The organism is Enterobacter cloacae complex sp. EB5, assembly GCF_031432835.1.
Lineage (GTDB): Bacteria > Pseudomonadota > Gammaproteobacteria > Enterobacterales > Enterobacteriaceae > Enterobacter > Enterobacter hormaechei_C.
The window spans coordinates 1,887,584-1,900,974 of sequence record NZ_CP133860.1; the positions used below are offsets into that span (position 1 = coordinate 1,887,584).

15 protein-coding genes are annotated in these 13,391 nt (G+C 55.6%); 10 read left to right on the plus strand and 5 right to left on the minus strand.

All coding sequences use genetic code 11. The features are described from left to right. The first annotated feature begins 809 nt into the window (after positions 1-809). From RHN82_RS09020 to RHN82_RS09045, 6 genes are read left to right on the plus strand one after another with little or no spacing between them, the layout of a single operon-like run. A complete protein-coding gene (locus tag RHN82_RS09020) occupies positions 810-1,412 on the plus strand; it encodes a helix-turn-helix transcriptional regulator (RefSeq protein WP_047050717.1) in 603 nt (200 codons plus the stop codon). A gap of 52 nt (positions 1,413-1,464) precedes the next feature. Then, positions 1,465-2,049, plus strand: coding sequence for a fimbrial protein (locus RHN82_RS09025; RefSeq protein WP_023299002.1), 585 nt, complete (start codon positions 1,465-1,467; stop codon positions 2,047-2,049). 53 nt (positions 2,050-2,102) lie between these two features. Beyond that, positions 2,103-2,780, plus strand: a complete 678-nt coding sequence (locus RHN82_RS09030; protein WP_047050715.1) for a molecular chaperone — start codon at positions 2,103-2,105, stop codon at positions 2,778-2,780. Positions 2,781-2,803: 23 nt separating this feature from the next. Continuing rightward, entirely contained in the window at positions 2,804-5,329 is a 2,526-nt protein-coding gene (locus RHN82_RS09035) for a fimbria/pilus outer membrane usher protein (RefSeq protein ID WP_047050714.1), read from the plus strand. Continuing rightward, positions 5,320-5,838, plus strand: a complete 519-nt coding sequence (locus RHN82_RS09040; RefSeq protein ID WP_047050713.1) for a fimbrial protein — start codon at positions 5,320-5,322, stop codon at positions 5,836-5,838. Before RHN82_RS09035 ends, RHN82_RS09040 begins: the two co-directional genes overlap by 10 nt. Then, a complete protein-coding gene (locus RHN82_RS09045; protein ID WP_047050711.1) occupies positions 5,838-6,845 on the plus strand; it encodes a fimbrial protein in 1,008 nt (335 codons plus the stop codon). Before RHN82_RS09040 ends, RHN82_RS09045 begins: the two co-directional genes overlap by 1 nt. A 1-nt stretch (position 6,846) precedes the next feature. On the opposite strand, the gene RHN82_RS09050 is transcribed toward RHN82_RS09045, so the two are convergent. Next, positions 6,847-7,371, minus strand: coding sequence for a lipocalin family protein (locus RHN82_RS09050; RefSeq protein ID WP_047050709.1), 525 nt, complete (start codon positions 7,369-7,371; stop codon positions 6,847-6,849). Positions 7,372-7,488: 117 nt separating this feature from the next. Between RHN82_RS09050 and RHN82_RS09055 the strand changes: the two genes are divergently transcribed. From RHN82_RS09055 to RHN82_RS09070, 4 genes are all read left to right on the plus strand, one after another. Further along, positions 7,489-8,214, plus strand: a complete 726-nt coding sequence (locus RHN82_RS09055) for a MerR family transcriptional regulator (RefSeq protein ID WP_017383646.1) — start codon at positions 7,489-7,491, stop codon at positions 8,212-8,214. A gap of 99 nt (positions 8,215-8,313) precedes the next feature. Further along, positions 8,314-8,724, plus strand: a complete 411-nt coding sequence (uraH, locus tag RHN82_RS09060; RefSeq protein ID WP_022650126.1) for a hydroxyisourate hydrolase — start codon at positions 8,314-8,316, stop codon at positions 8,722-8,724. A gap of 102 nt (positions 8,725-8,826) precedes the next feature. Further along, a complete protein-coding gene (locus RHN82_RS09065; protein WP_047050707.1) occupies positions 8,827-9,786 on the plus strand; it encodes a DUF523 and DUF1722 domain-containing protein in 960 nt (319 codons plus the stop codon). A gap of 146 nt (positions 9,787-9,932) precedes the next feature. Beyond that, entirely contained in the window at positions 9,933-11,021 is a 1,089-nt protein-coding gene (locus RHN82_RS09070; RefSeq protein WP_047050706.1) for an AAA family ATPase, read from the plus strand. Positions 11,022-11,151: 130 nt separating this feature from the next. Here the strand turns inward: RHN82_RS09070 and RHN82_RS09075 are convergent, their stop codons facing one another. The 4 genes from RHN82_RS09075 to RHN82_RS09090 all read right to left on the minus strand — a co-directional run bounded on the left by RHN82_RS09075 (position 11,152) and on the right by RHN82_RS09090 (position 13,386). Then, positions 11,152-11,307 carry a hypothetical protein gene (locus RHN82_RS09075; RefSeq protein ID WP_154815872.1) on the minus strand — a complete coding sequence of 52 codons (156 nt, stop codon included), beginning with the start codon at positions 11,305-11,307 and terminating at the stop codon, positions 11,152-11,154. 75 nt (positions 11,308-11,382) lie between these two features. Then, the gene (locus RHN82_RS09080; protein ID WP_047050704.1) at positions 11,383-11,637 is read right to left on the minus strand and encodes a Txe/YoeB family addiction module toxin; all 255 of its coding nucleotides are present in this window, start codon (positions 11,635-11,637) and stop codon (positions 11,383-11,385) included. Continuing rightward, entirely contained in the window at positions 11,634-11,885 is a 252-nt protein-coding gene (yefM, locus tag RHN82_RS09085; RefSeq protein WP_047050702.1) for a YoeB-YefM toxin-antitoxin system antitoxin YefM, read from the minus strand. Before yefM ends, RHN82_RS09080 begins: the two co-directional genes overlap by 4 nt. A 250-nt stretch (positions 11,886-12,135) precedes the next feature. Then, on the minus strand, positions 12,136-13,386 hold the full coding sequence (locus RHN82_RS09090; protein WP_047050701.1) for an HlyD family secretion protein: 1,251 nt from the start codon (positions 13,384-13,386) through the stop codon (positions 12,136-12,138). Positions 13,387-13,391 lie beyond the last annotated feature (5 nt).

Below are 13,391 nucleotides of genomic sequence, written 5' to 3' on the forward strand. Positions count from 1 at the left end.
ACAGATGTTGAACCTGAGTCACCGCATGTATGGGATGACATTCACGTCGGGATTAATGTGACTGATTACCGGCATGCTGTATATCTTCGCCGTTGGCGAAAAATCTTAATTTATATTTCACCCCTTAAGCTTCACTGAACCTGCATAAGAACTCAACCCTTGTAGAATGCGGCGTGCAGAGCCGTTTCATCCGCGATCAATCTCATTATGATGTTTTGTGAAGTGAATTTCCGCTCCACAGAAGTATCTGACTATCGGCAGCATCTCATTTATCAGAACCTCTCCTTTTGGCGCACTCCTCGCCTCTTGACATTGACAAATCTCTACATAAAAAAACATTGTATGCCACGGACATGCGTGTCTGAAATATTCAGCACTCTTAAGCCTTAAGTTTTCTTAACCTGACTCATATCAATAACTTCGATGGTTTTTGTATACTTTTCAGTCACCTTTCTATCAGTTTTTATCGATGATAACATTCGTAAATTGTTATTCCCCGTCAGCAACTTCACACCCGCGCTGACACCAGACGACAAACTCCTTACAAAACATTTATCAAAGCTAAATTTTCATTAAAAATAGCGGCTATCATAATTTACAGAAAGCGAAGCGGAATAAGACCAATCAGAGGGAAGCGTCGTAACCGGTCTCGATCTTAGTAATTAATACAATTTTAGATTAATTCAGATTACCTCTTTATTGGCCGACGTATAGTAGGCCTACACTATGCAATACGTCATTGCTTCGAGAATACTGGCGATAACCTTATAAATAATTCGCCTGATTACTATTATAAATCGAGGAATAACATGACGAACAACAGCCAAATAACACAGCATATTACTGTTGCATTGATGGGCGGCGATCATTATGCAAGAAACGGCATTAAAACGTTATTACGCAGCATCCGCGACGACCTTCACATCATTATCATCGAAGGAGGTTATCAGGAACTGGATAAGACGTTGTCGTCGATTCGTATCGATATCTTATTTATATCCGGCGCAGAGAAATACCATACAGGGTATGACTCACTGAAATATTTAAAAAAAATCAAAGCCACGCATCCTGAGGTGATTATCTGCCTGTACTCAACCTCTGCCCATTCCCTGTTATGGGTCCGGGAAGATATTGATGCCTATATCTCGCTACAGAACACGGTTTATCAGTGGCGGATAAAGCTAGCAAAAATGGTCGATAGCCATTATCGGCCCCAAAAGCAGCCAGCGGCGTTATCGCTGACGCCTGGAGAAAGGAGGGTATTAAAGGAACTCAGGAACGGACTGGATATACGTTACATCGCAGAACTGGAGAAACTTTCTTATCGCCGCGTGAGCGCCTTAAAAAGCTCAGCGATAAGGAAACTCGGGCTCAGGAATAAGACAGATTTGCTGGTCTTTTTAACCAGTTAGACCTGCCGCTTTCAGAGCAAATCTCGTAATAAAAAAACCAAGGAACTATGAAATGAAAGCACGCCTTACTTGCCATTCTCTGCTGGCATTAAGCATTGCCGCCCTGCTGCCAGCGGGCTCAGCACTGGCCGCCACCACCAGCGGCGGCACGGTTAACTTCAGCGGTAAAGTGGTGACCTCCGCCTGTGCCATCAGCGCCGGTAGCGCCAATATCGACGTCGACATGGGTGAAGTGCGTACCGCCACGCTGGCTGCCGCAGGCAGTGAAGCCAGTACCGCAAAAGCCTTCTCCATCACCCTGGAAGATTGCGAAATCGCCGATACCTCCGCGTCCACGGAAGATAACCCCATTGCCGCAACGACCGTGGCTATCACCTTCACCGGTACGCCGGACAGTACCGATGTGAATAGCCTGGCCGCGGGCGTAAACGGCGGCGCGGGCTCGGCGCAGCATGTCGCTATCCGTCTTTATGACGAACAGGGCAACGTCGTCAGGCTGGGTGAGCCGGCAGCAGCGATCCCCCTGCGTGCGGGAGCGAACACCCTGAACTTCAGCGCGAAATATTACTCCCCACTGGGCAACGCCACGGCGGGTGATGCCAGCGCGGTCGCCACCTACACCGTGACCTATTCGTAATCTTCAGGCCCGGTCTGCTGGCCGGGTCTGACTCAGCTTTCAGGAGACGCACAATGCGCGTAAACACATGGATTTGTCTGGCTGGCACGTTATGTTCATCCGCCGTGTACGCAGGCGGCGTGGGGTTAGGCGCAACGCGGCTGATCTACACCGGCGCGGCAGCGCAGACGATGATGCAGGTAAGAAATACCCATCCTGATGCCACGTTTCTGATCCAGTCATGGATGGAAGACGAGAAAGGGAGCCGTACCAACGACTTCGTCATCACGCCGCCGCTGTACGTCATGAAGCCCGCCAGCGAAAGCGCGGTGAAAATCATGTTCAGCGGCAGCGCCCTGCCAGCCGATCGCGAAACGCTGTACTGGATGACGGTCAAAGCTATCCCACAGCAGGTTAAAAACGGTTCCGGCAATTCGCTGCAATTCGCCTCTGCCAACCGCATCAAGGTCTTTTATCGCCCGGAGCAGCTCAGGGAGGGCGCAGGGGAAGCATGGAAAAACCTTGCTGGCGCCTACCGCGCGGGCAAGGTCACGCTGACCAACCCAACGCCGTATTACCTCACCACCATTAACGTGAAAATTGATGGCAGGCCGGTGTCGCCCGTCATGGTGCCGCCGAAATCCAGCGTGACGCTGGCAGACACCTTCAGCCATGCGAGCAGCATGAGCTACCAGACGATTAACGATTATGGGGCCTGGACGCCCGTCACCCGCACGTCATTGTCCCAATAATAAAAACAGTAAGGCGTGACCACATGAAAATTAAAATCCTGTGCGCCACGGCGATCGCCCTGGTGATTCGGCAAGCCGTGGCTGCCGAAAGCGAGCTGCAATTTAATCCTGCGTTTCTCAACGGCGAGCGCGCCAACAGCGCCGATCTCGCCTGGGTCAACGCCGGGAGCGCGTTGCCGCCGGGCGAGTACAATCTTAACGTGTATATCAACACCCAGTTCGCGTTCACAGGTAACGTCACGTTTCGCGTGGCTGAAAACACCGCCGGTGAAGCCCTGCCGTGCCTTACGCCTGCGCAATTCGCCGCACTTGGCATCGACAGCCGTCAGGCTAAAGGGGGTGAGCTGCCGCCTGCGCAGCGCTGCATTTTTTTAACCCGGTCATTCGCCGATACCCGGTTTGATTTTGACCAGAGGACGCTTACCCTCAACTTCACCGTACCGCAAAGCGCGATGCGCGCTCTGCCGCGCGGGTACGTCAGCCCGGAGAGCTGGGAATCCGGCATCCCTGCCGCGTGGCTGAACTATGTGGTCAATGGCGCGAATAATGAATACCGGGGCGAGACGCGCACGCGGGAACAACAGCTGTTTGTGAGCCTGAACAGCGGCGCCAACCTGGGCGCATGGCGGCTGCGTGATTTCACCACGTGGACCAAAGAGAGTAACGAGCTCACCCACGTCCAGACCTGGCTACAGCGGGATATCCGCGCCCTGCGTGCCCAGGTTTATGCCGGTGAAACGTTCACCTCCTCACAGGTGTTTGACGCCGTTGGCCTGCGTGGGATTGCCCTGAAGACCGATGACAATATGTTGCCCGCCAGCCTGAGCGGTTACGCGCCTGAAGTGCGCGGCATCGCGCGCAGCAATGCCACGGTGACGGTTCGCCAGAACGGTAACGTTATCTATCAAACCTCCGTTCCGCCGGGGGCGTTTGTGCTGAAAGATCTCTATCCGACCTCTTCCGGCGGCGATCTCGCGGTCACCATTCAGGAGAGCGACGGCAGCCAGACGCAATACACCCTGCCCTTTGCCAGCGTGCCGAATCTGGTGCGTAACGGTCAGGTCAAATATGCTCTGGGGGCGGGGAAATACCGCCCTGCGGGCGATCAGATCTCGCCCTCCTTCGCGCAGGGCGAGCTGTTCCTGGGCTGGCGATACGGCCTCACGTTTTATGGCGGGGCGCAGTTTTCCGATCGCTACAACGGCCTGGCCTTCGGTATCGGGCAGAATCTCGGCCGCTTTGGCGCCTACTCCCTCGACCTCACCCATGCCCGCAGCCAGCTGGCTGATAATCAGCACTACACCGGTGATTCGGTGCGCCTGCGGTACAGCAAGCTGCTGAACGATATCGGTACGCGGGTCAATTTCTTCTCGCTGCGTTACTCAACGGCAGGGTTTTATACCCTCAGCGATACCACTTACAAAGGCATGGCGGGCGGCGCGCCAAAACAGACCGTGGAAGACGATGGCACCGTCACCACTCACTACGACACGGTTTACAACCTGCATATGTCGCGTAAGGCAAAAAATCAGCTGCTGTTGTCGCAGCCGATGGGCGAATACGGCGCGCTGTCGCTGTCCTGGGATCAACAAACCTACTGGAATACGTCAAAAACCACGCAAAGTTTGCAATTCGCGTGGAACGCGACGTTTCGTAACCTGTCGCTTGGCATCAGCGCCCAGCGTAGCTCAAGCCTGTACGACAACAAGAAAGACAATATCCTCGCGTTGTCCCTTTCTGTGCCGCTGGGTAACCCGGCGCTGTCGACCCGTCTCCGTTTTACCGCTACCCATGCGGATCCCGCCGGCACCACCGCCAGTACCGGTGTCAGTGGTTATCTGCCGGGGCAGGAGAATCTTTTCTATAGCGTCAACCAGCGCTACAGCGCGCAGCAGCACTACGGCGGGGATGCCGCGCTGCAATACGAGGGCGCGTGGGGAGACTATAACCTGGGCTACAGCTACGCCGGTGACTCCCGCAACCTCAGCTACGGGATGAGCGGCGGTGCGGTGCTGCATGAGGATGGTCTGACGCTGAGCCAGCCGCTCGGGAACACCAATATCCTGGTGAAAGCCCCGGGCGCCAGCCATGTCGCCGTGCTCAACCACAAGGGCATCAAAACCGACAGCCGGGGCTATGCGGTGATCCCGTACGCCACGCCGTATCGCGTTAATCAGGTTGCGCTGGATGTCACCACCGTGGGCAATGACGTGGAACTTGAGAACGCCATCGCCAATAAAATCCCCACCGACGGGGCACTGGTTCGCGCCACCCTCACCACGCGTCAGGGGGCAAAAGCGATGTTTATCGTACGTCACGCTAAAGACGTGCTCCCCTTCGGCACGCTGGTCTCGTCAGAGGATGACAAAGCCAGCGGTATCGTCGGCGATGGCGGCAGCGTGTATCTGACCGGCCTGTCAGCGGAGGGAACATTGCATGCCGTATGGGGGCGCGACAGCGCCCAGCGCTGCACGATCCGCTATGCGCTGAACCCGCAGACTTATCACGCCCGCACCGGGCTTTATTCCCAGGAGGTCATATGTCAGTAACCGTCCGGTTCCTCCCCCTGATCCTGCTGATGGTCCTCACCGTTCCCGCGCGCGGCTATGACGTGCTGGTTTCCGTGACCGGCAACGTGATCGGCAATACCTGCATTGTCTCGGAAGATTCGAAGGAGCAAAACGTGCCGCTGGGCACCCTCGGCGTGAAGCAATTTAGCGAGGCGGGGGCGGTCAGCAATATCAAAACGCCCTTCACGCTCACCCTTGAAGCATGCGGCCCCACCTTTGCTGGCGTGAAAATCCGCTTCAGCGGTACGCCGGATGACGAGAACCCGCAGCTTCTGAAAGTCGCTGACGGCGGCGCGACCGGCGTGGCGGTGCAGATTCTGGATAAAGACAGCGTACTTATCCCGCTGGACACCCAAACCGCTGCTTACGGCGCGGCGGGGGATGACAGCGTAAAAATGACCTTCTATGCGCGACTGGCCGCCACGGGTGCGCCGGTCAATGCCGGAGACGTTTCGGCAGTGGCGACCTGGACGACGGAGTATCAATAATGCGTTTACTGTTTATAGCCCTGTTTTTCATGTCCTCTCAGGCACTTGCCCTCTCCTGGACATCGGATATCACCCTTTCGCCAACGCCCATGTCGTGGTCCGGCCCGGCAGATTCCATCGTGCCTGGAAAGACAATCGGCTCTGAATGGAGCGCCACTGCGAGCGTCGCGGAAGTGTTCTGGTGCGGCCTGGTATTTACCTGCTCCAAAGGGACGCTGGAGCCGAGCAGCAGTATAACCGCCACCGGCATCACGGTTATTCTCGATGGCGCAAATTACATGGTATTTGAAACGGGCGTGCCCGGCATCGGCTTCATTCTTGGGCTCAAAGATTATAACGGCACCACCTATGTCCCGATGCAGACGGGCATTACGCAGAGCTATCCGGCGGATGGGACGAGCGGGTACGCCACCGCACTGGGCTGGTCGGCAAAAGTGACGTTTATCAAGACCGGCGTTCCGCTGAAATCCGGCGTATACCAGACCCCGACCATTAACGCGGCGATCCTGACGGCCTATAACAACGAAGTGAAAACCGCGCAGGTGATCATCAACCCCACCACCATCACGGTGACGGCAAGCGGCTGCACGGTAGGCACAAAAAGCGCCAACGTCGACCTGGGCTCCATTGATATTCACACGCTCCCCAGCGTAGGCAGCACCTCGCCGTCGGGGGAGTTTAACGTCAGCCTGACCTGTGATGAGAACGTGGCGGTTAACGCAGTAATGACCGATCAGACCACACCGTCAAATACCTCGTCGGTCGTGACGCTGACCGGGGACTCCACGGCCTCCGGCATTGGCGTGCAGTTTTTCTATAACGGTACCGGGCCGCTGATGATGGGGCCGGACAGCTCGGCCGCAGGCACGACGGGACAGTTTTTCATTCAGACCACCAGCTCGGCACAAACGCTGTCCCTGCCGTTCCAGGCGCAGTACATCCGAACCGGAGACCTGGTCCCCGGTTCGGCCAACGCCCTGGCAAGCATCACCTTTTCGTATCAGTAGGTTAGTGCTTCACCCACACCAGCTGATCGACCCGGAAGCCCAGACCGCGTGCGGTGTTCAGGTAGTCCTGTTTCACCGCATCCGGAATGGTCGGGGTGCGCGATAAAATCCACAGGTAGTCACGGTTCGGGCCGCTGACCAGCGCGTACTGGTACTTATCATCCAGCTTGATCACGTTATAGCCGCCGTAGAACGGGCCGAAGAACGATACCTTCAGCGCAGCCGTGGTCGGTTCGCCGGTAAAGTACGCCTTTCCTTCGCTCTCATTCCATTTTTTCTTCACCGGATCGTAGCCGCGGTTCAGTACGCTGATACCGCCGTCACTGCGCTTGCCATACGTCGCGGTGACCTGTTCCAGACCGCGCTCGAAGCGATTTTCCAGTCGGGCGACTTCATACCATTTGCCGAGATAGCGGCTGGCATCAAAGCCGGTAATGGGCTGCACGCCTTTCGGCGGCGTGGGAGATTTACAGGCAACCAGCGTCAGCGCAATGGCGACACCGGTAACGACAGGCCATAGCCTCATGAGAACTCCTTTCATTTACGCGGTTGGACGTTAAGTGTAGCGCACCCGTGCGGCGCTTCATCCCGTCGGGGAATATTCGTAGTATATTGAGACAACTCCTTCTCTTCGGATGCAGACATGGCTTACTCCATCGGCGAATTCGCCAGACTCAGCGGCATCACCGCCACCACGCTGCGGGCGTGGCAGCGACGCTATGGCTTGCTCAAACCCGAGCGTACGGACGGCGGTCACCGCCTGTACAGCGATGAGGACGTTCAGCAGGCGCTGAAAATCCTCGACTGGGTAAAAAAAGGCGTACCCATCGGTCAGGTAAAATCACTGCTGGAACGCCCTGCGCCGCGCCGCGCCAATAACTGGCAAACCCTGCAACAGGCCATGCTGCAAAAGTTGCAGGAGGGGAAAATTGAATCCCTGCGTCAGATGATTTACGACGCCGGACGCGAATACCCAAGGCCAGAGCTGGTCACTAACGTGCTGCGTCCGTTGCGCAGCCAGATTTCGGCGAACGTCGCCGCCGCCATGACGCTGCGTGAGATCCTCGACGGCATCCTCATCGCCTATACCTCGTTTTGCCTTGAGGGCGATAAAAAAGCGCCGGGCGATAACATCCTCATCAGCGGCTGGCATCTGAACGACCCGTGTGAGATCTGGCTTGAAGCTCTGACGCGCACCGGCCAGGGCCACCGCATCGACATACTGCCGGTTCCCCCTGCCGCGCTGGCCCCGGAAATTTTCCCGGACCGCAAATGGCTGCTGGTCACCAGCGGTAAACTTACCGCCGCGCGGAAAAAGCAGGTTGCACAGTGGCAGCAGCAGGTTTCCCTTGAGGTGATTATCCTCTGATTATTTTCTGCTGTGGCAATCTTCACGAAAAGTTGAATATTTTTTCGCGCAGCGAGTGCTAACGTTTTCCTGTCACCGACAACTCAACAGGAAAACACGATGAAAAAGACACTCCCTCTGATGATGCTGGCTGCAATGGCTTTCGCGCCTGCCGCGTTCAGCGCCCCGGCAGGCACCCTGAGCGTTCACGTTCTGGACCAGCAAACCGGTATGCCGCCAGCGGATGTGACCGTCACGCTGGAGAAGCAGGAGCAGGACAAGTGGACCCCGATTGCCAGCGGTAAAACCGACCACGACGGGCGCATCAAATCGCTCTATCCGCAGGATCAGGATATGGCGCCTGGCGTGTATAAAGTGACCTTCAAAACCGCAGATTACTTCCACGGCAAAAAGCTGGACTCCTTCTTCCCGGAAGTTCCGGTGCTGTTCACCGTCACCCGCACCAATGAAAAACTGCATATCCCGCTTCTGCTCAGCCAGTACGGTTACTCAACCTACAAGGGCAGCTGATTGCTCTTGATTTTAAAGACGATTAAAAAATAACTCCGCCAATACTTGGACAAATACGCATTGTTGTGTAACTTTTAGATATGAGATCGGGAGGTGCACACCATGACAACAAAACCTGTGCTGGGTATTAGCGGATGTTTGACCGGTTCCGCCGTTCGCTTTGACGGCGGGCATAAGCGTATGGGCTTTGTGATGGATGAGCTGGCGCAGTGGGTCGCTTTCCGTCCGGTATGCCCTGAAATGGCTATCGGCCTGCCCACGCCTCGTCCGGCGCTGCGCCTGGTGATGACCACCGGCGGCGAGACAGAAATGCGGTTCAGCAAAGCGCCGCACGATGACGTCACGCAGAAGATGGCCGCATTTACGGCGGATTATCTACCGAAAATCGGCGATCTGTCGGGTTTTATCGTCTGTGCAAAATCCCCCAGCTGCGGCATGGAGCGCGTGCGGCTGTACGACGAAAACGGCAACCGGGGCCGCAAGGAGGGTGTCGGGCTGTTCACCGCCGCCCTCCTTGAAACTTATCCCTGGCTGCCCGTCGAAGAAGACGGTCGCCTGCACGATCCGGTACTGCGGGAAAACTTTGTTGAGCGCGTTTTCGCTCTCCACGAACTGAACGTAATGCGTAAAAATGGCCTGACGCGCCGTGCTCTGCTGGACTTTCACAGCTGCTATAAGCTTCAGCTTCTGGCGCACCATCAGGCAGGCTACCGTGAAATTGGCCCGTTCGTGGCATCACTGCACGAGTGGGACGATCTGGACGCGTTTTTCGTGGCCTATCGCGACAAGCTGATGACCATCCTGAAAAAACCCGCTTCGCGGAAGAATCACACGAACGTGCTGATGCACATTCAGGGCTATTTCCGTAACCAGCTGAACAGCCGCCAGCGCGGAGAACTGCGTGATGTGATCCTGCATTACCGGGACGGGCTGCTGCCGATCCTCGCGCCGCTGACGCTGCTTAAACATTATCTGGCTGAATACCCTGACCGGTATCTGATGACGCAAAACTACTTTGATCCCTATCCTGATGATTTGGGTCTGCGTCTGGCCGTTACCTGATAAGAAAGAAGCGAAGGCCCCATTGACCCACAGAGGCCCAAAGCTGTACCCCGTTTAGACGACACCCTCACTGTCGTCTTTTTTTTGCGCTCAGCGTAAAATACTGTAATTCTGTACAGGTTAATCGTGCACAGCGGAGTACCCCGATGATCAAAAATCTGCATATTCAAAACTACCGCTCAATTCGCGATATGTCGCTTGAGCTGGAACAGCTCAATATCGTGTTCGGCCCCAACGGCACCGGAAAATCCAATATTTATAAAGCGATTTACCTGATGCACAGCGCGGCGCAGGGGCAATTCTCCCAGGCGCTGGCGAACGAGGGCGGCATTTTGAAAGTGTTCTGGGCGGGCAAAACCCGCAGCGACCAGCTGCGGCGCATGAACCTGGCGGTGGAAACGGAAACCTATGAATATGAGCTTCAGGTCGGGTTCGTGGAAAAGCTGCCCTACCCCTCACAGTTTCAGCTCGACCCGGTGATCAAAGAGGAATCTATCTGGCTGAGCGGCCAGCACCGTCGTCCGTCGTCACAGCTGATGAAGCGTAAGAACCAGGCCGTATTCCTCAACAACGTGCATCACGAAAAAGTGACCCACAGCGGTACGCTGTATGAGAACGAGTCGGTGTTCGGGCAGCTCGGTGAACCGCACCTCTACCCCGAAGTATCGCAGATGCGCGAGTCCCTGCGTAACTGGCGGTTTTATCATGAGTTTTCCGTCTCATCCGGCTCGGCGATCCGTGCGCCGCAGGTAGGCTTTCGTTCCCCGGTGCTGGCCAGCGACGGCGCGAACCTGGCCGCCGCGTTTCAGACCATTGTCGAAATTGGCGACGAGCTGCTGCTGATGCGCATCCTCGACCAGGCCTTCCCCGGCTGCGTGTTTTACAGCGATAACACCGGCGGGCGCTTCCGCATGATGATGCAGCGCGAGGGGCTGAGCAGGCCGCTGGAACCGGCAGAGTTCTCCGACGGCACGCTGCGTTTTTTGTGCCTGGCGGTGGCGCTGTTAAGCCCGCGCCCTCCCGCATTCATCGCCCTCAACGAACCGGAAAACAGCCTGCATCCGCAGATGCTGCCCGCTCTGGCAAGCCTCATTGCCGAAGCCAGCCGCTATTCGCAGATCTGGCTCACCAGCCACTCGCCGGAGCTGGCGCAGTTGATTGAGAAGCACCGATCGTTTTCGCTGTATCAGCTGTCGATGGCGGAGGGGGAAACGAGGATGGAGCGGCTGGGGTAATTGCCAGGTGGCGCTACGCTTACCTGGCCTACGGGTTTATGGCTTAAGGTCGACGGTGGTGCATTAACCGGCAAAATAACCGGTACACGTATGCATTCCCCTATGCTGATCATTAAAGAATTCGACTGCTCTACCGGTTAAAAAGGTCGAGCAGCATCTCCTCCAGATCTTCAGGGACGAGGTTAAAATGCTCCTGGAAGGTCCATTCCTTCAGGGCAGGACGCTTACGTTCACTGTAATTTTCAGTGATGTAATCTAAAAACTCTTGCTCATCCGGCAACAACATTAGAAATAAGTCCAGGCAATCCGATCTTTCGGTCGGAATAGAAAAATTGCACGAAGACAGTTGTGCGTCGGTAATTCAGTAGTGATATCGGCACGCAGCTATGAGGATCGCTTCTTCTGTGATGGCATAGACCATGCGATGCTCAGAGGTGATTCGGCGAGACCAGAAGCCAGCCAGGTTATGTTTTAATGGCTCTGGCTTGCCGATCCCCTCAAACGGAGTGCGACAGGAGATTTTGATAAGCTCATTGATTTTCCTCACCATGCGCTTATCGGTCTCCTGCCAATAGAGGTAGTCTTCCCATGCCTCTTCAGACCATGTGATCTTCACTCAATAATGTCCCTTTCCTTCCCGCTACCAGATTTCAAGCTCTCGATAGAGTTCATCAGACGTTTTGCGTTTGCCGGGGAGCGCATCAGGTATGCGGTTTCTTCAAGCGAGTTGTACTCTTCCAGCGACATCAGAACACAAGATTCACCGTTCTGGCGCGTAATAAGCACCGGCGCGCGGTCTTCCGTCGTCTGAACCATGGTTGCCGACAGGTTTTGTCGGGCTTCACTGTAACTAATAACACGCATAAGTACCTCCAAATGCATTGTACTAATTATTGTACAATGTATGGAATCCAATGCAAAGTCCAACCGTAAACCATACATGGTTGTACCGGCTCATATATGCCATGAATTAATTACGCGTAGGGCATCAGCTGGGTGGCATTGCGAATTTGCGTAATGTTCATGGGCTATCCTCCGGTTGGTATGAGAAGGAGAATAGCCCCAGGGTGCCGTTAAGAATGTGGGCTAAAGGGCGATGATCGATGAAATCAGGTCAATCGATAAACCGCTTGCGCACCCTTTCCAGCGGCGCAATCAGCAGATTGATAAGCGGCTTACGATCGATAACGATATCGGCGTTCACCGTCATTCCGCCCATCAGCATGCGCTTTTTCTTGTCCGGGTCGGTAAACCAGGAGGGGACGCGCACTTTAGCCAGGTAGTAGTTCTGCCCTTCCTGGAGCGGGATCAGCGCCGAATGGGCATCAATGTTTACCTCATAGAAATCGGACAGCGTTGCCTCCACGGAACCGTATTTGTCCACGGGCCAGGAGTCGAAGCGCAGCTTAACTTTATCGCCTTTCGCCACGCGACCCACCCCCGTTGCCGGCACATACAGATACCCCTCCATCGTCGCCGCGGTATTTTTCCGGATCACCACCACCACCTCGCTGTTTTGCGTAATGGCCCGGCCAAGCGGGAAGTTAATCGCCACCACGTAACCATCGGAAGGGGCCAGCATCGCCATGGTGGAACTTCCCCGGCTGGACAGGTTGCGGTCAATTTCGCTGATACGGTTTTTCACATACAGCTGCTCTTCGCTCAGAGAGTCAATTTGCGACTGGGTGCTGTCGGTCAGGCTGGTTTTTCGTGCCTCAAGCTCAAGAATCGTGCTCTCCTCCAGCGTCAGGTTGAGCTGCGCATTAAGCACATCGTTGTGGCTTTTATCGAGATCCACTCTGGAGACATAGCCCTTCCCGGAGACGGATTTCCACGCCTCGTAGGTGTCGGTGCTGTTTTTTAACAGCGCGCGCAGCTTCTTCACCTTATCGCGGGAAACGGCGATCTGCTTGTCGGTGAGAGCCAGCTGCTGCGCCAGATTTTTGCGATACGACGCAATCGAGTCCTCAATGGCCTGAATGCGCTGCTCGCTGCGCTTTTTCTCCGCTTCCATCTGCTGGCGGTCAAACTGCACCACCGAGCCCTGTTTGCCGCCATAGTCCTGGGACACGGTGAACAGCGGATCGTTTTCCTTCACGTACTGACCCGGCCGTACGGCAAAATCCACAAGCGTACCGGACTCTCTGGCGCGGACTTCCACATCGCCCTGCGCCGGGATCAGCACCCCGCGTGCCAGCGTGGTTTCCGAAAAATTAAAGACGATGGCAAAGACCAGCAGGCAGAGAAAAAAGGCGATGAACAAGGTCAGCACGGCTTTCAGCCGTGGCGCGTTGATGTGATAGCTTTTTGAGAAGTGATGCGGGATCAGCGCCCGCCGCTGTCGGCTTCGGTTTTTTAATTTCACGATAT

Excerpts from the sequence above, each read along its gene's own strand:
- RHN82_RS09035 (WP_047050714.1), top strand. The coding sequence starts at position 2,804 with ATGAAAATTAAAATCCTGTGCGCCACGGCGATCGCCCTGGTGATTCGG.
- RHN82_RS09050 (WP_047050709.1), bottom strand. The coding sequence starts at position 7,371 with ATGAGGCTATGGCCTGTCGTTACCGGTGTCGCCATTGCGCTGACGCTG.
- RHN82_RS09075 (WP_154815872.1), bottom strand. The coding sequence starts at position 11,307 with ATGTTGTTGCCGGATGAGCAAGAGTTTTTAGATTACATCACTGAAAAT.
- RHN82_RS09025 (WP_023299002.1), top strand. The coding sequence starts at position 1,465 with ATGAAAGCACGCCTTACTTGCCATTCTCTGCTGGCATTAAGCATTGCC.
- RHN82_RS09065 (WP_047050707.1), top strand. The coding sequence starts at position 8,827 with ATGACAACAAAACCTGTGCTGGGTATTAGCGGATGTTTGACCGGTTCC.
- RHN82_RS09055 (WP_017383646.1), top strand. The coding sequence starts at position 7,489 with ATGGCTTACTCCATCGGCGAATTCGCCAGACTCAGCGGCATCACCGCC.
- RHN82_RS09020 (WP_047050717.1), top strand. The coding sequence starts at position 810 with ATGACGAACAACAGCCAAATAACACAGCATATTACTGTTGCATTGATG.
- uraH (WP_022650126.1), top strand. The coding sequence starts at position 8,314 with ATGAAAAAGACACTCCCTCTGATGATGCTGGCTGCAATGGCTTTCGCG.
- RHN82_RS09030 (WP_047050715.1), top strand. The coding sequence starts at position 2,103 with ATGCGCGTAAACACATGGATTTGTCTGGCTGGCACGTTATGTTCATCC.
- yefM (WP_047050702.1), bottom strand. The coding sequence starts at position 11,885 with ATGCGTGTTATTAGTTACAGTGAAGCCCGACAAAACCTGTCGGCAACC.
- RHN82_RS09040 (WP_047050713.1), top strand. The coding sequence starts at position 5,320 with ATGTCAGTAACCGTCCGGTTCCTCCCCCTGATCCTGCTGATGGTCCTC.
- RHN82_RS09045 (WP_047050711.1), top strand. The coding sequence starts at position 5,838 with ATGCGTTTACTGTTTATAGCCCTGTTTTTCATGTCCTCTCAGGCACTT.
- RHN82_RS09070 (WP_047050706.1), top strand. The coding sequence starts at position 9,933 with ATGATCAAAAATCTGCATATTCAAAACTACCGCTCAATTCGCGATATG.